We start from the raw sequence: 19,766 nt of genomic DNA on the forward strand, positions 1-19,766 counted from the left end.
AAGGGCGGAGCATTGGCGATGAGGCGTGTCGTTATCACCGGTACCGGCATGGTATCTCCTCTTGGATGTGGGACGGAAGTGACCTGGGAGCGGCTGCTGGCCGGCCAGAACGGCGCCCGTCTCGTGACTGAATTCGAAGTCGAAGACCTTCCGGCAAAGATCGCCTGCCGTATTCCCGTGGGCGATGGTTCCAACGGCACCTTCAATGCCGACGACTGGATGGAACCCAAGGAACAGCGCAAGATCGATCCTTTCATCCTGTACGGCATGGCTGCCGCCGACATGGCGCTTGCCGACGCGGACTGGCATCCGGAAACGGACGAGGACCAGATCGCCACCGGCGTGCTGATCGGCTCCGGCATCGGCGGCCTTGAGGGCATTGTCGAGGCGGGCTATACCCTGCGCGACAAGGGCCCTCGGCGCATTTCTCCATTCTTCATTCCCGGCCGCCTGATCAACCTCGTATCCGGCCAAGTTTCCATCCGCCACAAGCTGCGCGGACCGAACCATGCGGTGGTGACGGCCTGCTCGACCGGCGCGCACGCCATTGGCGACGCCGCCCGTCTGATCGCGCTCGGCGATGCCGACGTCATGGTCGCCGGTGGCGCCGAATCGCCGGTCTGCCGCATCGCGCTTGCCGGCTTCGCCGCCTGCAAGGCGCTCTCCACCCAGCACAATGACAATCCGGAAAAGGCCTCGCGTCCCTATGACCGCGACCGTGACGGTTTCGTTATGGGTGAAGGTGCGGGCATCGTCGTTCTGGAAGAGCTGGAACATGCCAAGGCGCGCGGTGCGAAGATTTATGCGGAAGTCGTCGGTTACGGCCTTTCGGGCGATGCCTATCACATCACGGCACCGTCCGAGGACGGTGAAGGCGCCTATCGCTGCATGTCGATGGCGCTGAAGCGTGCAGGTCTCACGCCTGACGATATCGACTACATCAACGCCCATGGCACCTCTACCATGGCCGATACGATCGAGCTTGGCGCAGTCGAGCGGCTTGTCGGCGAATCGGCCTCGAAGATTTCCATGTCTTCCACCAAGTCGGCCACCGGCCATCTTCTCGGTGCGGCGGGCGCTATCGAGGCGATCTTCGCGACGCTTGCGATCCGCGATAACATCGTTCCGCCGACGCTGAACCTCGACAATCCCGATGTCGAGACGAAGATCGATCTCGTGCCGCACAAGGCGCGCAAGCGGCAGGTCGATGTGGCGCTCTCGAACTCCTTCGGCTTCGGCGGCACCAACGCCTCCCTCGTGCTGCGTCGTTACGAAGCATAATTGCGGCGGCGGCTCTACCGCCGCTGGCGCCCTCCCACCGGGTGCTGACAAAGGACGTTCTTTCCTTTGAAGAACGCATTGCGGCTTGCGAAAGCCATTCCGGTTTTCGCGCCGATATTGTAGTCGTTTATGGGAAGCGTTTGCCGGTTCGGGGTAATTTCCGGCCGCAGGCTGCTTCCTCCATCGGCTTTGTCCGAAACGATGTTCGTGAAGTGGAATAGCAAGGCTTCACGATATCTCTATGTGGTGCAGGAAGACATTCCGAACCTGTTTTTGCCGCATTACCTGCGCAAAAAGCGCTGACAACGCCGAACTGAAAAGGACCGACGGTGAGCGACACGAACCAGAACAGCCAGGGACAATACGGACAGAACGGCGCGGGCGAAGGCAATCGTGGCCCGATCATTCCGAAATCCCCGACGGAAGCCCTGCGGCCGGAAAAAGTGCCGGCTCCGCCCAAGCGCTCCCGCAAGGCCCATGGCCAGCTTGTGATCTTTCTGAATTTTCTGATGACGCTCGCGGTTGCCGTCTGTGTGCTGGCCATTGCCGCTTTCTATTACATGATCGATGCGTTTCAGGAGCCCGGTCCGCTTCAGACGAACACGCATTTCACGGTGCGCAACGGCGCCGGTATTATCGAGATCGCCAATAATCTCGAGCGTAACGAGGTCATCTCCAACGCCCGTGTCTTCCGCCTGATGACCGGCAGCTACCTGCAAAAGGACCAGACGCTGAAGGCCGGCGAATATGAGATCAAGGCCGGCGCATCGATGAAGGACATCATGATGCTGCTGGAGTCCGGCAAGTCGATCCTTTATTCCGTGTCGCTGCCGGAAGGCCTGACCGTGAAGCAGATGTTCGCGCGCCTTGGGGCGGATGAAGTGCTGGATGGCGAATTGCCCTCGGCCCTGCCGCCGGAAGGAAGCCTGCGCCCCGATACCTACCGTTTCACCCGCGGCACCAAGCGCGAAGAAATCATCAACCAGATGAGCGCGGCGCAGGACAAGCTGATCAATATGATCTGGGAACGGCGCGATCCGGACCTTCCGATCAAGACCATCGATGAATTCGTGACGCTCGCCTCGATTGTCGAGAAGGAAACCGGCAAGGATGATGAGCGCGCCCATGTCGCTTCGGTGTTCTACAACCGTCTGAAGAAGGGCATGCGCCTGCAATCTGACCCGACGATCATCTACGGCCTGTTCGGTGGCGATGGCAAACCGTCGGACCGCCCGATCTATCAGTCGGACCTGCAGAAGCAGACACCGTTCAACACCTATGTCATCAAGGGCCTGCCGCCGTCGCCCATCGCCAATCCGGGCCGGGCGGCGCTTGAGGCCGTGGCCAATCCATGGCGCACGGATGACCTTTATTTCGTTGCCGATGGCACCGGCGGCCATGTGTTTGCGAAGACGCTTGAAGAGCATAACGCCAATGTGCGCCGCTGGCGCAAGATAGAGGCCGAAAAGGCGGCCTCCGGCGCCAATCCCGAGGTTGTCGTGGATGGCCAGCCGGGCGGGGCCGAGGCGGAAAAGCCGGCCAACAATTGAAAATCCTGACCGGGCCCTGCGATCCGCACGGGCCCGGTTTTGCACAGCATGACGGGGGGCTTCCAGATATGACATTGCAATCGATGACCGGCTTCGCACGCAGCGAAGGAACCTCCGGCCGTTACCGCTGGGCGTGGGAATTGCGCTCGGTGAACGGCAAGGGGCTCGATGTGCGCCTGCGTCTGCCGACCGGTCTTGAAGCGCTGGAAACGGCCCTGCGCGAAATCGCGGGCGAGCATCTTTCCCGCGGCAATATCCAGGCGGGGCTGACGCTGGCGATTGCGGAAAACCGGCTGGAGGCGGTGATCAACCGCGATGCTCTGGCGGCGGTTCTGGCGCTGAAGAAGGAGCTTGGCGACGTCGTGGAAGACAAGCCGCTGAGCTTCGACACGCTGCTTACGCTGCGCGGGCTCGTCGATTTTCGCGAGGCGGAAGATGACGCGGAGGCGCAGGCCGCACGCAACGGCGATGTTCTTGCCGGCTTCGCCGCCGCCGTCGAGAAGCTGAAGGATATGCGCGAACGGGAAGGGGCGTCGCTGTTTTCCATCCTGTCCGGTCATATCAACCGGATCGAGCAGCTTGCGGACATCATTGAAAACGATCCTTCCCGCCAGCCGGAACAGATCGCGGCACGGCTCGCCCAACAGATCGCCCTCATCGGCGACGGCTTGCATGGTCTCGACCGAGACCGGCTGCATGCCGAGGCGGCGCTGCTCGCCACCAAGGCGGATCTGCGCGAAGAGATCGACCGGCTGCACGCCCATGTTCATGCGTCGCGGGAGCTTTTGGCCAATGGCGGGCCGGTAGGACGCAAGCTCGATTTTCTTGCACAGGAATTTAACCGCGAGTCGAATACAATCTGTTCCAAATCGAACGCCAGTGCGGTAACCGCAGCAGGCATAGAGCTGAAAGTGGTGATCGACCAGTTCCGCGAGCAGGTCCAAAATCTGGAGTAGACCCCATGGTCCCGGTGAATAATTCTCCCGTCACGATTGCCCGCAGAGGGTTGATGCTGGTGATTTCTTCGCCATCGGGCGCGGGCAAATCGACGATTGCGCGCAACCTGCTCGACAAGGACAAGAATATCGGCCTGTCCGTCAGCGTCACGACGCGCCCGCGCCGCCAGAGCGAGATTGACGGCATCCACTACCATTTCATTTCCACGCGTGAATTCGAGCGCCTGCGGGATAGCGATGCGCTGCTGGAATGGGCAGAGGTTCACGGCAATTTTTACGGCACGCCGCGTGGGCCGGTGGAAGACGCCATGGCTGCTGGCCGCGACATGCTGTTCGATATCGACTGGCAGGGCGCCGAGCAGCTTCAGGACAAGATGAAGGCGGACGTCGTTTCGATCTTCATCCTGCCGCCGACCATGACCGAACTTCAATCGCGCCTGCATCGCCGCGCCGAAGACACCGAAGAGGTCATCAAGACCCGGCTCCTCAATTCCCGTGCCGAGATCGAGCACTGGCGCGACTATGACTATGTCATCCTCAATGACGACCTCCAGGCCGCCTTCGAGGCCGTCGAAGCAATCGTGAAGGCCGAACGCGTCCGCCGCGACCGCCGCCACGGCATGTTCGATTTCGTGCGGGCGTTGCTCGAGGAAGAGCCGAAGCTCTGATGGAAGGCAGCGTCTGGCGACCGGCCCCAAAATCTTGAAATCGAAGCGGTTAGGCGTTATGTATATCCCAGCAGGATATACGAGGCTCTGACAATGGCTACGTCAACGGTTTTTATAAGCAATCGCAGTCAAGCTGTAAGGCTACCGAAGGCCGTGGCTTTTCCTGATGACGTGCATAAGGTCGATGTTCTGAAAATCGGTCTCGCGCGTGTTATAGTGCCGCAGGGAAAGCGCTGGGACGATCTCTTTCTGACCGGACCACGCGCAACGGATGATTTTCTTTCCGTTCGCGAAGAGCCTGCATTGGATGAGCGCGAGCCCTTCTGATGCTCACATATATGCTCGATACCAATATATGTATCTATGTGATGAAGACTTATCCTCCGGAGCTACGGGAGAAATTCAACGCCCTGGCAGATCAACTGTGTATTTCGAGCATCACACTTGGCGAGCTTTATTATGGTGCTGAAAAATCAGTCCGGCGTCAGGAAAACATCAACGCCATTGAAAATTTTACCGCGCGTTTGGACGTTCTGCCTTTCGCCGACAAAGGCGCCGCACATTACGGCCAGATCAGGGCCGAACTTGCCAAGGCTGGAACCCCGTGCGGCGTTCATGATATGCAGATTGGTGGTCATGCGCGTAGCGAGGGGCTGATCGTCGTAACCAATAATATGCGCGAGTTTGTCCGGATGCCCGGTTTGCGAGTTGAAAACTGGGTTTAGTCCTCGGCCTCGCCCTGTTCCAAAACGTTTGGCTAACCGATGGGAGAGGCTGCTGTTCTCTGGGCGATAGGTTCACTTGCCGCCCATTGGCGAGATAGCCGCTCGTCTGCGGCGTCTTCAGCCCAGCCGTGGCCCGTCTCAACTGTCTGCAGAACAACATCCGCACCGGCCGATGCCAGTTGGTTGGCCAAATGCGGCGCGTCGGTGGGGTGACGCCTTTCGTCGTAGGCGCCGGCGAGCAGGAGTATGGGGTATCCTGAGAGGTTTGGGAGAGCCTGATCCGTTCTTGGAGAAAGCGGGCGAAGCAGAATGGCTCCCCTCGACAAATTCCGATTCAGGCATATGGTTTCAGTCGCTATGATCGCGCCGTTCGAATATCCAACGAGAAGGGGTCTCTGCCCGGTCTCATGAAATACAAAGTCTATGAACTGGCAGAGGCTGGTCGCTCGATGTTTCAGATCGTCAATATCAAGCTTTCTGTCGGGCTTTCGGCGGAAAAACGCGAAGCCATTTTCCCAGGGAACGGCGCCTCTCGGCGCGTATAAGACACCGTTAGGAAAGACGGAACGGCCAAAAGAAATGAGGTCGTCTTCCGTTCGCCCCGATCCATGCAGCAAGACAACCGCGCAGTCGGGCGTTTTAGCGGGAATGTCGAGCTTGTAATGAAAACCGGCACTCTCCACGCGCTTGTTCCTTTATTCGCAGTCTCCACGAACCCGTGTCCCGCTGCTTGGAATGGCACATTACACGACGGATTTACAGGCAGTTCGCCAAAGTGACGAATTCCTCCACCGACAGCGTTTCCGCTCGCCGTGTGGGGTCGATCCCCGCTCTTTCCAGAAGCGTTTCGCCGCCAAGGCTTTTCACGCTCTGGCGCAGCATCTTGCGGCGCTGGCCGAAGGCGGCTTCCGTCACCTTTTCAAGCTTGGCGACATCGCAGGGCAGCGGCTTGTCCTTTGGCAGCAGGTGCACAACGGTGGAGGTTACTTTCGGCGGCGGGCTGAAGGCCTGTGGCGGAACGTCGAAGGCCATTTCGGAAACCGTTCGCCAGCCGGCGAGAACCCCCAGACGGCCATAATGGTTGTCGCCTTCTTCGGCCACGATGCGCTGGCCGACTTCCTTCTGGAACATCAGCGTCATGGAGAGCCAGAAGGGCGGCCATTGTTTCGGCAGCAGCCAGTTGACCAGCAATTGCGTGCCGACATTGTAGGGCAGGTTGGCGATGATGCGCACCGGTTCGCCGGCGGGAACCAGAGCCTCGAAATCGGTCTTGAGGGCGTCGCCCTCGATGACTTCGAGCCGTCCGGGATAATGCGCTTCGATTTCCGCCAGCGCCGGCAGGCAGCGGCTGTCGCGTTCGACGGCGATGACCTTTTTTGCCCCGAGCGACAGAATGGCGCGGGTGAGGCCCCCGGGACCGGGGCCGACCTCTATCACCGTCACGCCGTCTAGCGGCCCTGCCGTCCTTGCGATCTTCTGGGTGAGGTTGAGGTCGAACAGGAAGTTCTGGCCGAGCGATTTCTTTGCGTCGAGCCCGTGGCGCTGGATAACATCGCGCAGCGGCGGCAGTCCGTCGATGGCCGCCATTATGCGTTGGCCCGGCTGCGGAGGGAAATCTCCGCCGCCATCTTCAGCGCAGCCACGAGGCTCGCCTCATTGGCTATGCCCTGGCCGGCAATGCCGAAGGCGGTGCCATGGTCGGGCGAGGTGCGGATGAAGGGCAGGCCGAGCGTGACATTGACGGAATCGTCAAAGCCGAGCGCCTTGGCGGGAATGAGCGCCTGATCGTGATACATGCACACCGCCACGTCATATCGCTTGCGGGCGGCATCGTGGAACATGGTGTCGGCGGGCAGGGGGCCGAAGGCATCGATCCCGTCCTTCCGCAACCGCATGGTCGCCGGGTGAACGATATCACGATCCTCGGTGCCGAGTGCGCCATCTTCACCCGCATGCGGGTTGAGGCCGGCAACCGCCAGACGCGGCGCCTCGATGCCGAATTTCTGTCGGAGATCGGCATCGATGATCCGGCAGGTCGTGACGATCAACTCTTCGGTGAGAGCGGCCGGCACGTCTTTCACGGGGATATGGATCGTCACCGGGACGACACGGACCTTGGGGCCGGCAATCATCATCACCGGGATGATGTGCTCGCCGGTCTGGCGCAGGGCAAGATCGGCGAGAAACTCCGTATGGCCGGGGAAGCCGAAACCCGCCTCGTATAGCACCGATTTCGCGATCGGATTGGTGACGACGGCCGCAGCCTTGCCCTCGACCGTGAGGGAAACGGCGGTCTCGATGGCCTTGATCGTCGCGTGCGCCGCTCCGACATGCGGCTGACCCGCCTGCACTTCGAAGCCGACAGGAAGGGGGAGGATGGGGAAAGCCTGTTCGAACAGGCCGACGGCGCTTTCCGCATCGCAGGTCTCGATATTGACCGGCACGCCGATCAGCGCCGCGCGGCTCGCCACCACATCGGGATCGCCGATGAAGATGAAGGGCGGCACGCCGTTCTCCCGGCGCTTAGCCCAGCCGGTGATGGCGATGTCGGGGCCGATACCGGCTGGATCTCCCTGTGTCAGGGCAAGCGGCAGGGATGCATATGTCACGGAAAGACCCGGCTCTCGTATCAATATCAGGTGTTGACGATCTGCGCCTTCTTGCGCAGCTCATCCATATATTTCTTTTCGTTCGGGTTTTCGCCGTCCTTGGCCTTCATCAGGTCTTCGGACTTGAACACCATTTCCGCCGCATAGTCGTCGGAAACCTGGCGCTGCTTGCAAATGGCCAGATATTCGACGCCCTTTTCGGTGACGCGGGTGCCGGTGGTGCCGCCTTCCTTGGTCTTCTCCACCAGCGCCTTCCAGTCTTCCGGCAGCTCCGGCGCCAGAATGCGGCCAAGGTCCTTGATCGCCACATCACGCATGGTCGCGGCGAAGCTCATGGCCTGGTCGCAGCCGGGATAACGCTTGCGCGAGGCCTCAGCCTCGGCCTTGCGCTTGCCGGTAATGGCGTTGCGTTTCGATTCCGGGATGACGAAGATGACCTGCTGCAGGAAATATTCCGTGGTGACGGGCTTGTCGCCGCGTTCCTTCAGTCGGGTAACGAGATCCTGCGTCGACATCTTGCCGCGTGCGCCATAACGGGCGTTGACAAGGCGCGGCCAGCTCATCTGAACGGCGATGAAGGCCTTGAAATGGTCGGCTCCAACGCCCGCCTGCGCAAGCACCTTCGTCAATTGCTGCGGGGTCATCTTGTTGTTGCCGGCAAAGCGTGCGAAGGCCGCATCGACATCGTCGGTGCTGACCGACATCTTAACGCGGCCGATTTCCTCGCGCTTCAGCGCTTCGTCGACAAGCTGCTCACGCGCCTTTTCGTTGAGATTGCCGGACTGGCGCTGCAGCTTGAGGAAGGCGACGCGCTTGGCAATATCGTCATTGGTGATGGGGGTCTTGTTGACGACGATCTTGACGGTGCTATCGGCGAAGGCCTGGCCGGCATAGGGCACAACGGCCATGGGAACGGCGAATATCGCAAAGGCGAAAGCAGCGCCACGCAAAGCCGTCTTTCCGAAATTCATCATATCCTTCTCCCTTTCGTCGGGCAGGGTCCTGTTGCCCTGACCCGCCAATCTGTTTTGCCTGATGAGGGGAATATTGAATTGTCCCGCTTTTCAGACCTGCAACTGTGCATCCGCACCGCGAATTTGCCACGTATATATCATCGCGATCCGCAAGACGGCAATGTGTCGGTTTGTTGAAAGAAAACCCGATAGGTTCCATGCGCGGCCGACATTGGCGTGTTGTTGCGGCGAAACCGTGGCTTTACTGGCCAAATGGTAAAAAGGCAGGTCACGATGCTGCGTAACCTGCCTCTAAACTCAGTAGTTGTTTGGCTTCCAGCCAATATCCATGTCGTTCCAGTCCTCATTGGCCGAGCCGACACTGATATCGCCGAGCGTACGGAAGGCCAGACGGGCGTTGATCGACCAGTCATTGGCGGCCTGACGGCTGGAATTGATATTGCCTTCATCGGAATAGCTGACCGTCAGGATCGTGCACTCATCCTGATAGGCAATGCCGATGCGGCGTTCGGCGGCAAACTTCCCGTTGAGATCGTAATTGATCGAACCGAACAGCGACCAGTTGTCGTCCATGCGCAGCGAACCGGACGCCTGGATGATATCGCGGTCTTCGTTATAGCCGTATTTCGGCTGCGCCTTGACCTGCGTATAGCTGAGCTTGCCGGTAAGGCGACGGTCCGAATAGCTGATGCCGGTTTCCGAGCGGTTGATGTCGAAATCGTCCTTGTCGAGACGCAGGCTCGACGACAGCGAAAGTCCGATCGGCGCATCGAAAGCGGCCATGGCGACGTAATCCGAACGGTCGGATTCGAGGCCCGAATTGGCGCCTGCATTGACGAGATCGTAGGAGGCGAAGGAATTGTCGCCCGCCAGATGGAAGGACTGGCCGGCAATGGCGCGAACGCCGTAGCCATTGTCGAACGTACCGTTATAGCGGAAGCCGATATTGGCGCGCGTGCCGCCCTCGATCCGGTCGAAACCGGAGAATTTGTCGCGTTCGAACAGGTTGGTCGCGTCGAAGACGAATGCCTGTGCATCCTCGTTCGGAAGGCGGCCGGCATATTGTTCGTTCGGGCGCACGAAAATCTGTGCGATTGGCTCAATCACGTGGCTGCTGTTGAGCGCCGTGAACAGCCAGGGATAACGCACTTCCAGACCACCGGTGACCATGCCGCGGAAAGCCGCGCCGTCATGCATCATGCCCTCATAGGCATAGGAGGTCCCGCCCGAGGTGAAGGCCGCAGGAGACATGTCCGTCCAGAGCGCGTCGCCGCGCGCGGCAAGGATCGGCGTGATCTGCAGGCCGCTGTCCATCGTGAAGGTGCGCTTCCACTCGGCTTCGGTGGAAAGGCGCGTATAGTCACCCTCAAGCCCGCTGAAACGCGGATAACCGCCGAGCGCGTAAGCATCCTGCCGCAGGCGCGTGATGCTCGTCAGGTTGGTGGTCAGCGAAAGTTCGCCGCCATAAACCGGATCCGGCACGAAATAACGATAGTCGACAACCGGGTGGACGATTGCCTGTTTGCGTTCCTTGGCTTCGGTATTGTCCGTATCCTGAACGTTGAAATAATAACCGCGGGCTTCGAAGCTGTTACGCTCGCTCGCACCGTTCAGATAAATCTGGTTGGTCTGAACGTCGTTTTTATAACCCTTCAGCCCATAGGTGCGCGAAAAGTTATTGTCGGTCTGCACCATGGCATCCCAGCCGAACGCCCAGCGCGGGTTGATCGAGAAATCACCCTTGCTTGCGATCATGCCGCGATTGTCGTTGAGGGCGTCGCTGGTGCCGGCCGTAAAGGTTTCGGACTTCTGCTGGCTGATGCCCGCGATCGTGACCGTGTGCATGCCGGTTTCGAAGCGCTGGCGCAGTTCCGCCTGCAGCAGCAGACCCTGCGTCGTGTAATAGGTCGGCGTGACGGTCACGTCCGAGGTGTCGGACAGAACGTGGAAATAGGGGACGCCGATACCGAAACCGAGGTTGTCGGTAATGCTCATCTGCGGGAACAGGAAGCCGGATTTACGCTTCACCGTATTGTCCGGAACCGTGAGGAACGGCAGATAGGCGATCGAATGGCCGAAAAGCTGCAGGCGGGCCTTTTCCAAGCGCACCGTATGGGTCTTGCCGTCCTGAACGACGCGCTCGGCCTTGACCTGCCACAGCGGCGCCTTTTCGGGCTGCTCGGCGCAGGGCAGACACGCGGTGTAGACACCGTTGTTGAGCACCATCAGGTCGCCTTCGAGACGCTCGGCGCTTTCACCGGCAATACGGGTATTGTCCGTGGTCTCGACGCGCAGCGCATTGACGAAGCCCTGACCGAAATCGTCGGTCACGTCCATCTCGTCGGCATAGATTTTGTTGCCGCCCGGCTCGATCAGCTCGATGTTGCCATGGGCGATCACACGGCCGGTCTGCTGGTTATATTCCACTTGCTGGGCCACCATGCGGTAGCCCGAATATTTCATGCGAACCACGCCCTTCGCGATCACACGCTGGGAATCGCGATTATAGGTCAGTTCATTTGCTGTAAGCAGGAGTTTCGAATCGTCTTGGCTTGCCGACGCAAGCAAACCATCCTGGCCGATAGCGACCGGGCTGGATGCCAAATACGCGCACACAGCGGCACCTGTCAGAAGGGCCGTCCAAAGCCGCCTGATATTCCCGCGGTCATATACCGCCACTAGCCGTCCTCCTGATGAAGCAGAATGGTTGCCCCCAAAGCCAACGCCACGATGACTGGAACCCAGACCGCGACGGTGGGAGGGACAACGCCACCACTCCCGAATGCCCTTACGAGCACGGTTACTACATAAAGCACGAAGCCGGAAACGATTCCACCCAGAATCACGGAGCGCGATTGGGCGAAGCGGCTGAACTTTAATGAAACGGTCGCGGCGATCAAGGTCATCGCGACCAGAAGCAGGGGCGTCGATAGCAGGAAATGATACTGCGTCTCAAGCGCCTTCGAAGATAGTCCAAAGGACTTTGCAACTTCGATCTTGTGAGAAAGGTCAAAGAAAGCAACGGTTTCCGTCTGCGTCATGCGCTCCTGGACGAATTCCCGTCTCAGATTGGTACTGATCCGCGTGCTTTCTTGCCGAACTGGCACATGCCCGGCGCGCGTTTCCGAAACGCCGTTAAGAAGCCAGTAACCATCTTCCAATTTAGCCGACTTCGCATCCTTACGGGAGACGATGTTTCCGTCCTTGTCGATGTCGATCAGAACCACGTCGAGAAGCAGCGTTCCATTGTCCTCGAAGCTCTTGGCGCCGATGATCGTATCCTGGCCGCCGCTTGCCTGGCGCATCCACGGAATGATCTCCTGCTGGCGGCCGCCGCCCGCCTCGTTGCGCAGACCGGCTTCCATCGCCAGCGACTTGTTCTGGCCCCATGCCGCGATGGGGTTGAGGATAGTGACCGACAGGATGCCGATGAAAACCGCGCCGAGCACGAAGGGAAGGATGAACTGCCATGCGGAAATGCCGGCGGCGCGCGTCACCACCAGTTCGTAACGCCGGTTGAGCGAGATCAGCGTTGTCATGCCGACGAAAAGCGCGATGAAGGGCACAGTCTGTTGCAGGATCAGCGGCAGGCGAAGCGCCGTCAGGCCAAGGGCGGCCGGAACGGAATAGCCGGGCAGGCCGGACATGCGCCGTGCCGTTTCGCTGAAGTCGGCGAGGTAAATGATCGAGGATACACCGAGCAGGAACCAGATGGCGGTGATCAGATATCGCTTCAGGAAATACCGGGAGAGCGTGTTGAAAATCATGCGTTGCCGCTCCCAGAGCTTTTCGCCATCCGGCTGGAGAAGAGACGGCGCAGACGACCCATCGCATCGGCGATGATTTTCGGCATTTTCGGCTTGCGACCGGTCAGCAGAATGAAGGCGGCGGCCCCGCCGCTAAGGCCCGGAACGGCATAGACCAGCGGAATGAAGGCCGCGCTCTGCTTGATCTGATTGGTGACGTAAAAACCAAGCCACCGCAGCATGAAGGCCGTCACCAGTGCGGCGACCATCGGATGCAGGCGCGCTTCGCGGTGCGAACGGGCATCGGCGGCGATGACCAGCGAAATCAGCGCGAAGGAGAAGGCGAACATCCAGTCCGACAGGCGCTTGTGCAGCTCGCTGCGGAAGGCTTCCGGCGAGCGCTTGTAGCTCGCATTGTTCTCGTCGGGCGAGAGAAGGAAACCGAGGCTGGCATCGCCCGGAGAGAGCGACGGCTCGGAATCCTGCTTTTCCGACATGGTCGAAAGGTCGAAGGCATAGGACAGGAACTTGACGATCGAGACCTTGCCGTCCGGCGTCTTCTGCTGCACTTCGCCGTCGCGCATGGTCAGCGACGTGCCGCTTTCATCGATCATGCCTTCCTTGGCATAATAGATGAGGTCGAAATTCGGATCGCGGCGGTCGGCGACGAACAGGCCCTTGAGGATACGGCCCTGCCGCTGGGCGATCTGCACGTAAAGACCGTCCTGAATGGTGCGGAAAGTCTTTTCTTCAATCACCGAGGACAGAAGGTCGGCATATGCGGCGGCCACCATCTGCCGGGCGGAGCTGCGGGCGGGCGGCTCGATGAAATTGGTGATGGTGAAGGAAAGCGCGCTCAGAATGGCGGCCAGAATGAGAACCGGGCGATACATGATCGAACGGGGCGATCCGGCCGCATCGATGATGGCAAGCTCGGAATCGTTGTTCATCGTGGTGAAGATCTGGGTGATGCCGATCACCAGCGCGAAAGGCAGGACGACCGGGATCAGCGTCGGCAGGATCATCGTCGCGAGCGCCATGAAGGAACCCATCGACTGGCCGGTATCGGTGACGAGATTGATTCTCTGGAGAACCTGGATGGTCCAGATGATGGCCAGCACCGGCAGCAGCGCGACCAGAAACATCTGCGTTGTCCGCCGCAGGATATAGTTCTCGAGAAGCTTCATACGGCCCTGTTCGACATTGTTTTTCCGTGCGATCGCTCGCCGAGTTTCCGCCTATCTAATCGCATCATTTGCAATTGGCTATTCCGGCGTGCTCACAAATATGTTTTGCGCGATGATTTTTCCATCGCCTGTGTCTTTTTGTGGAACAAGCTGTCGGTTTCATGACGCGACTTCGCATTCCACAAAAATGCCTTTCCTTTAACGACTGTAGGCCTTTAAAGAATGCGGGGTTGCGCCCGGGGCCGAAAAGGCCATGATCATGCGCATCGTGCAAGTCATAGAAGAAGAGCAGGAAAACATGTCCGCCAAATTCGATATTTCTTTCGCCAATTCCGCCGCGCTTGAAAACGCGCTCGCCGTTGTGCTGCAGGCCTCGGGTGAGGCGCAGGCCGTCGCCGGCGCCTCCGAGGCCGATCCGGGCGGTGTGATCGAAAGGGCGGCGAAGATTTCGGGCTTTTCCGCAAAATCCATGACGACGCTCGACGTGATCGCGCCGCAGGGTTCCGCCGCTGACAGGCTGCTCGTCATCGGCCTCGGCAAGCCCTCGAAACTGGTCGCCCATGACTGGCTGCGCGCCGGCGGCACCGCCGCCGCCAGTTTCAAGAAGGCGGACAGGGTCGTCATCTATCTCGATGCGCCGGGCGTAGAGGTCGGTGCGCAAGCGGCTGCGGATTTCGCGCTTGGCCTGCTGCTGCGCGCCTATAGCTTCGATGCTTACAAGACCAAGAAAAAGTCCGACGAAGAGAAGACGCCGAAGAAGGTGGAGATCGTCATCGTCACGGCCGCCCATCAGGAAGCGGAAAAGGCTTTTGCCGTCTCCGAGGCCGTTGCGGGCGGTGTTACCCTGGCGCGCGATCTCGTCAACCTGCCGCCGAACGCTCTCGGCCCCGTCGAATTTGCCGAGAAGGCGGAGGAACTGCGCAAGCTCGGCGTCGAGGTGGAAGTCCTCGGCGAGAAGGAGCTGAAGAAGCTCGGCATGAATGCGCTTCTCGGTGTGGCGCAGGGATCGGCGCGCCCGCCCAGACTTGCGGTGATGCAGTGGAACGGCGGCAACAAGAAGGATGAGCCGATTGCCTTCGTCGGCAAGGGTGTCGTTTTCGATACCGGCGGCATTTCGCTGAAGCCCGGCCTCAATATGGAGGATATGAAGGGCGACATGGGCGGGGCGGCGGCCGTGACCGGCCTGATGCATGCGCTGGCCGCCCGCAAGGCCAAGGCAAATGTGATCGGCGTCATCGGCCTCGTGGAAAACATGCCTGACGGCAATGCCCAGCGTCCAGGCGATATCGTCACCTCCATGTCCGGCCAGACCATCGAGATCATCAACACCGATGCCGAAGGCCGGCTGGTTCTGGCCGACGCGCTCTGGTACACCAAGGATCGCTTCAACCCGAAATTCATGGTGAACCTTGCCACGCTGACGGGCGCGATCACGGTGGCGCTCGGCAATCTTCAGGCCGGTCTTTTCTCCAATGACGACGAGCTTGCAGCGCGCCTCACGCAGGCGGGCGATGTGACGGCAGAAAAACTGTGGCGCATGCCGCTCGGCAAGGATTACGACAAGATCATCGATTCCAAATTCGCCGACATGAAGAACAGCTCGGGCCGTCTGGCGGGTTCCGTCACCGCTGCGCAGTTCCTCAAGCGTTTCGTGGGCGAAACCTCCTGGGCGCATCTCGATATTGCCGGCACCGCCATGGGTTCGCCGCTGACCGAGATCAACCAGTCCTGGGGATCGGGCTACGGCGTCCGGCTGCTGAACGAACTCGTTCGCGCCCATTACGAAGATTGAAACGAGCGGAGCGGCACGTCTGCGGATGACTGAAATTCTGTTTTACCATCTGACGGAATCGAAGCTGGAGGATGCGTTGCCGCCCTTGCTTGAGAAATCGCTGGAACGCGGCTGGAAAGTCGCGATCCAGACGGTGGGCGAAGAGCGCCGTGATTTCCTCGATACGCACCTGTGGACCTTTCGTGACGACAGTTTCCTGCCGCACGCCACCGATACTTCGCCCGCACCGCAAAACCAGCCGATTCTCCTGACGGCGTCCGACGAGAACGCCAACGCGGCAAGTGTCCGCTTTCTCGTCGATGGCGCCGAGCCGCCGGCGGTTGAGGCCTATGAACGTATCGTGTTCATGTTCGACGGATACGATGCCTACCAGCTCGAAATGGCGCGGAATCACTGGAAAAGACTGAAAACAGAGGGACATTCCCTGACCTACTGGCAGCAGTCACCTGAAGGCCGCTGGCAGAAGAAGGCCTGATCGCACCCCCGATTGTGCATCCCGACGATTGGTTCCATACGCAAACAGACCGGCAAAAATTCGCACGTGGCGTCAATTGCGGGTTTTTGCATTATGCGCTCGAAGGAATCCTGCGGGAATGGGCTTTCGCTTCGAGCGAGGCGGCTGGTTTGACCTGCTCTGCCTCGGGCGGCTTCCTGTGACGCAACAGCAGAAGGACATGAGTATGGGACAGGCGATATCGCGACCGGAGGGAGAAACCGAGCGCCTGGTCGCGGTGCGGTCGATCATGTCTTTCAAGAATGCCGAGATGCCGGAGCTGAGAGTGCTGTCGCAACTGGGGCAGGGGGTTTTTGGCGTGGCGCGTGCGGCGGTCAGTATTATCGATGAGGATTGGCTTCATATCGCCGAGCAGGCGGGAATGCAGCTGTCGGAATGCCCGCGCGATCTGTCGATCTGCAACCGCGTCATCGCCAAGCAGGATGTGGTGGTGATTCCCGATCTCACCGAGCATCCGCATTTCCGCTTCATGCCCTATGTGAAAGAGGGGCCGGAGCTGCGTTCCTATGCGGGTGCGCCGATCGAACTTGAGCCTGGTCTTGTTGTTGGCGCCTTTTGCCTGGTCGATACGGTGCCGAGAAATTTTTCCCGCATCGAAATCGAAAATCTCAGACATTTCGCGTTGCTGGCGGCTGCATTGCTGCGGCTTCAGAAAGCCAATTTCACCATGAGTCTGGCCGAACGCGAATTGCGCGATGCGGCGATGACCGATCCGCTGACCGGGTTTTACAATCGTAAGGCGCTGGAGGCGATTGTCGACGGCCAGCTCGGCGCGGCCCTGCGCGCAAACGAGGCCTTCGGTGTGCTCTATCTTGATCTGGACGGTTTCAAGACCATCAACGACACGTTCGGCCATCCTGCCGGTGACCGCGTTCTGACCGCTGCCGCCGGACGTATCCGCAAGGCAATCCGCAAGGAGGATATCGTCGTGCGCATGGGCGGCGATGAATTCGCGATTTTTATACCGCGACCCCGCAGCCCAGATGTCATGAGCGGAATGGCGGACCGGCTTCTGGCCGCTTTCCGAAACCCCTTCGACGTGGACGGGCAGGAGGTGGACGCCCGTCTTAGCATCGGCGGCGCGCTTGCTCCGCAGGCGGGTGCCGACCGGGCAACGCTGCTATCCAGCGTCGACGAAGCGTTGTATCAGGCCAAAAAATCAGGGCGCGACCGTTTCGTCAGCCGCGCCCTTTGAGGCATTGTCCTTCGGGAAGCGTTTCGGCTTCTCAGTCGTAGAAAGAATCCACGAATTTGTGGCGGCCGAGCAGGAAGGCGTCGGCTACGTGGGTCAGCGGCGCGAGATCGACATCGGAACGGCCAGCCTTGATGATTTCCGAGAAACGCTCGTAAAGGGCAGGATATTCCCGCTCCGGCTGTGAGAGTTTTTCTTCGCCATTGATGGCAAGCTTTGCGCCGCCTTCCGAAAGCACCATCCGTCCCGCTGCCGTCTCGGCAACGATATCCCAGCTCTGTTTGCCGGTCTGGCGCCAGTCGAATTCGGCATGGACGGGCGTTTTCGCCACATCGGAAAAATGCAGGTCGGCGGCGATCGGGGCGTCGCGGTTTTCCGGGAACTCAAGCGTCGCCTTGGTCAGGAACAGCGCGCGCGGCAGGATATGGGTGATGATCGAAAGCGCATTGATGCCGGGATCGAACACGCCAAGACCGCCAGCCTGCCAGATCCAGGCCTGGTTCGGGTGCCAGTGGCGCACATCTTCTTTCCAGATGACATGCACGCTCTCGATTTTGGTGGAAGCCAGAAACGCCTTCGCAGCCTCGACCGCCGGGGCATAACGCGAATGCCAGCTTGCAAAGAGCGAAAGGCCCTTCGAATCCGCCAGCCGGACGAGATCCTGCACCTCCGAAAGGGTGGCGCCCGGCGGCTTTTCGAGGAAAACGTGCTTGCCGGCATTCAGTGCCGCGTAAGCCGCCTCGTAACGATATTGCGGCGGCATGCACAGCGATACCGCGTCGATAGCAGGCACGGCCTCCAGCATGGCCTCGATGGTGCCATAGGAAGCGACGCCGTCCACGGTGCCGTGGCGGCTTGCGGTGCAGATCAATTCAAAATCCGGATTGCCTGCAATGGCGGGAAGATGCTGGTCGCGAACGATTTTGCCGACGCCGACGATGGCAAGCTTGGTGGCTGACATGAAGTGGAACCCGTGTGTGAGTGCTGTCTGAGATAAAGTGTGATTTTTACAGGTTTTTAGCAGAAACGCCCGAAGGAGCAAGGCGATCGTTTCGGCGCGAATGGTCTTTCCAGAAAGCGCGACGTCTCGACAGTATCCGACAGTGACTTCGCATTTCCACGCGACCTGAAATATATAAATTAATATTGCATTTTTATTGGAATTTTTCCTTTTTTCGGCTGTTGAAATGCGGATTTTGATGTATATCTTGGTATTAATATAATTTATTTATTCTAATATAGTTATTTCAAAGATCGGATTGTGGTGGTTTTGTTTAAATCTGACCGATTGTCTGGCTTCGTTCAGAAAGTCAACGAAAGCAACCACCAATTCAATACATATGGGCTGATTTTCGGCGTCGTCCTCTACAATCTCTACATATTGGTGGATCTCAGTCTGGTGCCCGAGATCATCTGGCTTGATCTGGTCGTCCGCCTGATTATTGTAACGCCGATTTTATTTCTTTATTTTCCGGTGCGATATTATGCGATCGGGCTGCGGCCGGATGCGGTCGCCCATGAGGTGCTTCACGGGCTGGGCTGCATGTTGGTCGTCGCATCGATCATGTTCATCTATGCCAATGCTCGGACGTCATCCGCGAGCGAATATTACATCGGTATCGTCACCGTCGTCATTTACATGAATACGATCCATCGCAAACCGTTTCCCCTCGCGGTCATGGGTACGGTCGGGTGCATGGTGGTATTCATTGTCGGCATGCGGTATGTCACGGTGACGAGCGAGGTCGCCAAGTTGCCCGCGATCATGTGTTCCGTTGGCATCAGCGCGGTTTCGCTGTTTGCGGCCTATCGTATCGAGCAGGTGGAGCGGCGTGATTATCTGGCGTCGCTGCGCGAAAAAATGTTGTTGCAACAAATTCAAAGCGCAAACCGGGAACTTCAGCAGCTCTCCAATACCGATCAGCTCACCGGTATCCGCAATCGCCGCAGCTTCGACGAGGCGGCGAGCGAGGCTTCTGCCGGCAGCGGCAGGCCGCGGGCTCTCATCCTTCTCGATGTCGACTATTTCAAAAACTATAATGATTCCGAAGGCCATATTGCCGGCGATGACTGCCTGCGCAGGATCGCCGGACGTCTTCGCAGCGCCCTGCGCAGGGACGATGGCGACAGAAGTTTCGTCGCGCGTTACGGGGGCGAGGAATTCGTCGTCCTGCTCGACGATTGCGTCACTTCCGCTGCACTGGCGATAGGGGAAAGACTGAGATTGGCTGTGATCGACGAGGCAATACCCCATCTTAACCGCCCCGACGGGCGGGAAATCGTCACCGTCAGCCTCGGGATCGCAGTCTCCGGTGACGGCGGGGAAGTTATCTACGACATGGTCAACCGGGCCGATACCGCGCTTTACGAGGCCAAGCGCCAGGGAAGAGACCGGCTGGTGCTGGCCTCCGGCCCTACGGAAGCGATTGCCGGGCCAACAGGACCTTATGACGCCGAAGCCGCAATGTCGGCATAGGCGGCTCAAGGCTGGGCGATGTTTGATAAGTCCTGCATGGAGCGGGAGTTGTGAAGTCCATGAACCGGAATTCCGGTGCCGCAACACATGACGACA

At 59.4% G+C, this 19,766-nt stretch carries 18 protein-coding genes; 10 read left to right on the top strand and 8 right to left on the bottom strand.

The annotated features are described in order from the left end of the window. The first annotated feature begins 18 nt into the window (after nucleotides 1-18). The 6 genes from fabF (at nucleotide 19) to vapC (ending at nucleotide 5,180) form a co-directional block, all read left to right on the top strand. Nucleotides 19-1,281, top strand: a complete 1,263-nt coding sequence (gene fabF, locus PIB16_RS03710; RefSeq protein ID WP_003520727.1) for a beta-ketoacyl-ACP synthase II — start codon at nucleotides 19-21, stop codon at nucleotides 1,279-1,281. 329 nt (nucleotides 1,282-1,610) lie between these two features. Beyond that, on the top strand, nucleotides 1,611-2,831 hold the full coding sequence (gene mltG, locus PIB16_RS03715) for an endolytic transglycosylase MltG (protein WP_271045013.1): 1,221 nt from the start codon (nucleotides 1,611-1,613) through the stop codon (nucleotides 2,829-2,831). A gap of 68 nt (nucleotides 2,832-2,899) precedes the next feature. Further along, nucleotides 2,900-3,787 carry a YicC/YloC family endoribonuclease gene (locus PIB16_RS03720; RefSeq protein ID WP_271045014.1) on the top strand — a complete coding sequence of 296 codons (888 nt, stop codon included), beginning with the start codon at nucleotides 2,900-2,902 and terminating at the stop codon, nucleotides 3,785-3,787. Nucleotides 3,788-3,792: 5 nt separating this feature from the next. Continuing rightward, the gene (gene gmk, locus PIB16_RS03725; RefSeq protein ID WP_080817281.1) at nucleotides 3,793-4,455 is read left to right on the top strand and encodes a guanylate kinase; all 663 of its coding nucleotides are present in this window, start codon (nucleotides 3,793-3,795) and stop codon (nucleotides 4,453-4,455) included. A 93-nt stretch (nucleotides 4,456-4,548) separates the two neighbouring features. Further along, on the top strand, nucleotides 4,549-4,782 hold the full coding sequence (gene vapB, locus PIB16_RS03730) for a type II toxin-antitoxin system VapB family antitoxin (protein ID WP_031233980.1): 234 nt from the start codon (nucleotides 4,549-4,551) through the stop codon (nucleotides 4,780-4,782). Next, nucleotides 4,782-5,180, top strand: coding sequence for a type II toxin-antitoxin system tRNA(fMet)-specific endonuclease VapC (gene vapC / locus PIB16_RS03735; RefSeq protein WP_020810687.1), 399 nt, complete (start codon nucleotides 4,782-4,784; stop codon nucleotides 5,178-5,180). Before vapB ends, vapC begins: the two co-directional genes overlap by 1 nt. A 32-nt stretch (nucleotides 5,181-5,212) precedes the next feature. On the opposite strand, the gene PIB16_RS03740 is transcribed toward vapC, so the two are convergent. The 7 genes from PIB16_RS03740 to PIB16_RS03770 all read right to left on the bottom strand — a co-directional run bounded on the left by PIB16_RS03740 (nucleotide 5,213) and on the right by PIB16_RS03770 (nucleotide 13,696). Next, nucleotides 5,213-5,863, bottom strand: coding sequence for an alpha/beta hydrolase (locus PIB16_RS03740; protein ID WP_271045015.1), 651 nt, complete (start codon nucleotides 5,861-5,863; stop codon nucleotides 5,213-5,215). Between the two features lie 73 nt (nucleotides 5,864-5,936). Continuing rightward, nucleotides 5,937-6,767 (bottom strand): 16S rRNA (adenine(1518)-N(6)/adenine(1519)-N(6))-dimethyltransferase RsmA, encoded by an 831-nt coding sequence (gene rsmA / locus PIB16_RS03745; RefSeq protein WP_174044174.1) that lies wholly within the window; start codon nucleotides 6,765-6,767, stop codon nucleotides 5,937-5,939. Further along, the gene (gene pdxA, locus PIB16_RS03750; protein WP_271045016.1) at nucleotides 6,767-7,789 is read right to left on the bottom strand and encodes a 4-hydroxythreonine-4-phosphate dehydrogenase PdxA; all 1,023 of its coding nucleotides are present in this window, start codon (nucleotides 7,787-7,789) and stop codon (nucleotides 6,767-6,769) included. The genes rsmA and pdxA overlap by 1 nt, the downstream gene beginning before the upstream one ends. Nucleotides 7,790-7,815: 26 nt before the next feature. Continuing rightward, nucleotides 7,816-8,763: a SurA N-terminal domain-containing protein gene (locus PIB16_RS03755; protein ID WP_003520739.1), complete on the bottom strand. Its 948-nt coding sequence runs from the start codon at nucleotides 8,761-8,763 to the stop codon at nucleotides 7,816-7,818. A 297-nt stretch (nucleotides 8,764-9,060) separates the two neighbouring features. After that, nucleotides 9,061-11,442 (bottom strand): LPS-assembly protein LptD, encoded by a 2,382-nt coding sequence (locus tag PIB16_RS03760; RefSeq protein WP_271045017.1) that lies wholly within the window; start codon nucleotides 11,440-11,442, stop codon nucleotides 9,061-9,063. After that, entirely contained in the window at nucleotides 11,442-12,530 is a 1,089-nt protein-coding gene (gene lptG / locus PIB16_RS03765; RefSeq protein ID WP_078054093.1) for an LPS export ABC transporter permease LptG, read from the bottom strand. Before lptG ends, PIB16_RS03760 begins: the two co-directional genes overlap by 1 nt. Then, a complete protein-coding gene (locus PIB16_RS03770; RefSeq protein WP_078054092.1) occupies nucleotides 12,527-13,696 on the bottom strand; it encodes an LptF/LptG family permease in 1,170 nt (389 codons plus the stop codon). The genes lptG and PIB16_RS03770 overlap by 4 nt, the downstream gene beginning before the upstream one ends. Nucleotides 13,697-13,994: 298 nt before the next feature. On the opposite strand from PIB16_RS03770, the gene PIB16_RS03775 reads away from it, so the two are divergent. From PIB16_RS03775 to PIB16_RS03785, 3 genes are all read left to right on the top strand, one after another. Continuing rightward, nucleotides 13,995-15,488: a leucyl aminopeptidase gene (locus tag PIB16_RS03775; protein WP_059753150.1), complete on the top strand. Its 1,494-nt coding sequence runs from the start codon at nucleotides 13,995-13,997 to the stop codon at nucleotides 15,486-15,488. A gap of 25 nt (nucleotides 15,489-15,513) precedes the next feature. Continuing rightward, nucleotides 15,514-15,963 carry a DNA polymerase III subunit chi gene (locus PIB16_RS03780; protein WP_003520745.1) on the top strand — a complete coding sequence of 150 codons (450 nt, stop codon included), beginning with the start codon at nucleotides 15,514-15,516 and terminating at the stop codon, nucleotides 15,961-15,963. 205 nt (nucleotides 15,964-16,168) lie between these two features. Beyond that, the gene (locus PIB16_RS03785; protein WP_125145925.1) at nucleotides 16,169-17,197 is read left to right on the top strand and encodes a sensor domain-containing diguanylate cyclase; all 1,029 of its coding nucleotides are present in this window, start codon (nucleotides 16,169-16,171) and stop codon (nucleotides 17,195-17,197) included. A 31-nt stretch (nucleotides 17,198-17,228) separates the two neighbouring features. Here PIB16_RS03785 and PIB16_RS03790 read toward each other — a convergent pair whose 3' ends face one another. Next, nucleotides 17,229-18,155: a Gfo/Idh/MocA family protein gene (locus PIB16_RS03790; RefSeq protein WP_125145882.1), complete on the bottom strand. Its 927-nt coding sequence runs from the start codon at nucleotides 18,153-18,155 to the stop codon at nucleotides 17,229-17,231. 327 nt (nucleotides 18,156-18,482) lie between these two features. Between PIB16_RS03790 and PIB16_RS03795 the strand changes: the two genes are divergently transcribed. After that, nucleotides 18,483-19,670, top strand: a complete 1,188-nt coding sequence (locus PIB16_RS03795) for a GGDEF domain-containing protein (RefSeq protein ID WP_125145883.1) — start codon at nucleotides 18,483-18,485, stop codon at nucleotides 19,668-19,670. Nucleotides 19,671-19,766: the final 96 nt, after the last annotated feature.

The sequence above is a fragment of the Agrobacterium sp. ST15.13.015 genome (assembly GCF_027871645.1).
Classification (GTDB): Bacteria; Pseudomonadota; Alphaproteobacteria; order Rhizobiales; family Rhizobiaceae; genus Agrobacterium; species Agrobacterium leguminum.

Bases quoted from the DNA above. Each gene is read 5' to 3' on its own strand.
- lptG (WP_078054093.1), bottom strand. From the start codon at position 12,530: ATGATTTTCAACACGCTCTCCCGGTATTTCCTGAAGCGATATCTGATC.
- PIB16_RS03780 (WP_003520745.1), top strand. From the start codon at position 15,514: ATGACTGAAATTCTGTTTTACCATCTGACGGAATCGAAGCTGGAGGAT.
- fabF (WP_003520727.1), top strand. From the start codon at position 19: ATGAGGCGTGTCGTTATCACCGGTACCGGCATGGTATCTCCTCTTGGA.
- rsmA (WP_174044174.1), bottom strand. From the start codon at position 6,767: ATGGCGGCCATCGACGGACTGCCGCCGCTGCGCGATGTTATCCAGCGC.
- PIB16_RS03720 (WP_271045014.1), top strand. From the start codon at position 2,900: ATGACATTGCAATCGATGACCGGCTTCGCACGCAGCGAAGGAACCTCC.
- PIB16_RS03785 (WP_125145925.1), top strand. From the start codon at position 16,169: ATGGGACAGGCGATATCGCGACCGGAGGGAGAAACCGAGCGCCTGGTC.
- PIB16_RS03770 (WP_078054092.1), bottom strand. From the start codon at position 13,696: ATGAAGCTTCTCGAGAACTATATCCTGCGGCGGACAACGCAGATGTTT.
- vapB (WP_031233980.1), top strand. From the start codon at position 4,549: ATGGCTACGTCAACGGTTTTTATAAGCAATCGCAGTCAAGCTGTAAGG.
- PIB16_RS03755 (WP_003520739.1), bottom strand. From the start codon at position 8,763: ATGATGAATTTCGGAAAGACGGCTTTGCGTGGCGCTGCTTTCGCCTTT.
- PIB16_RS03790 (WP_125145882.1), bottom strand. From the start codon at position 18,155: ATGTCAGCCACCAAGCTTGCCATCGTCGGCGTCGGCAAAATCGTTCGC.
- PIB16_RS03775 (WP_059753150.1), top strand. From the start codon at position 13,995: ATGTCCGCCAAATTCGATATTTCTTTCGCCAATTCCGCCGCGCTTGAA.
- vapC (WP_020810687.1), top strand. From the start codon at position 4,782: ATGCTCACATATATGCTCGATACCAATATATGTATCTATGTGATGAAG.
- gmk (WP_080817281.1), top strand. From the start codon at position 3,793: ATGGTCCCGGTGAATAATTCTCCCGTCACGATTGCCCGCAGAGGGTTG.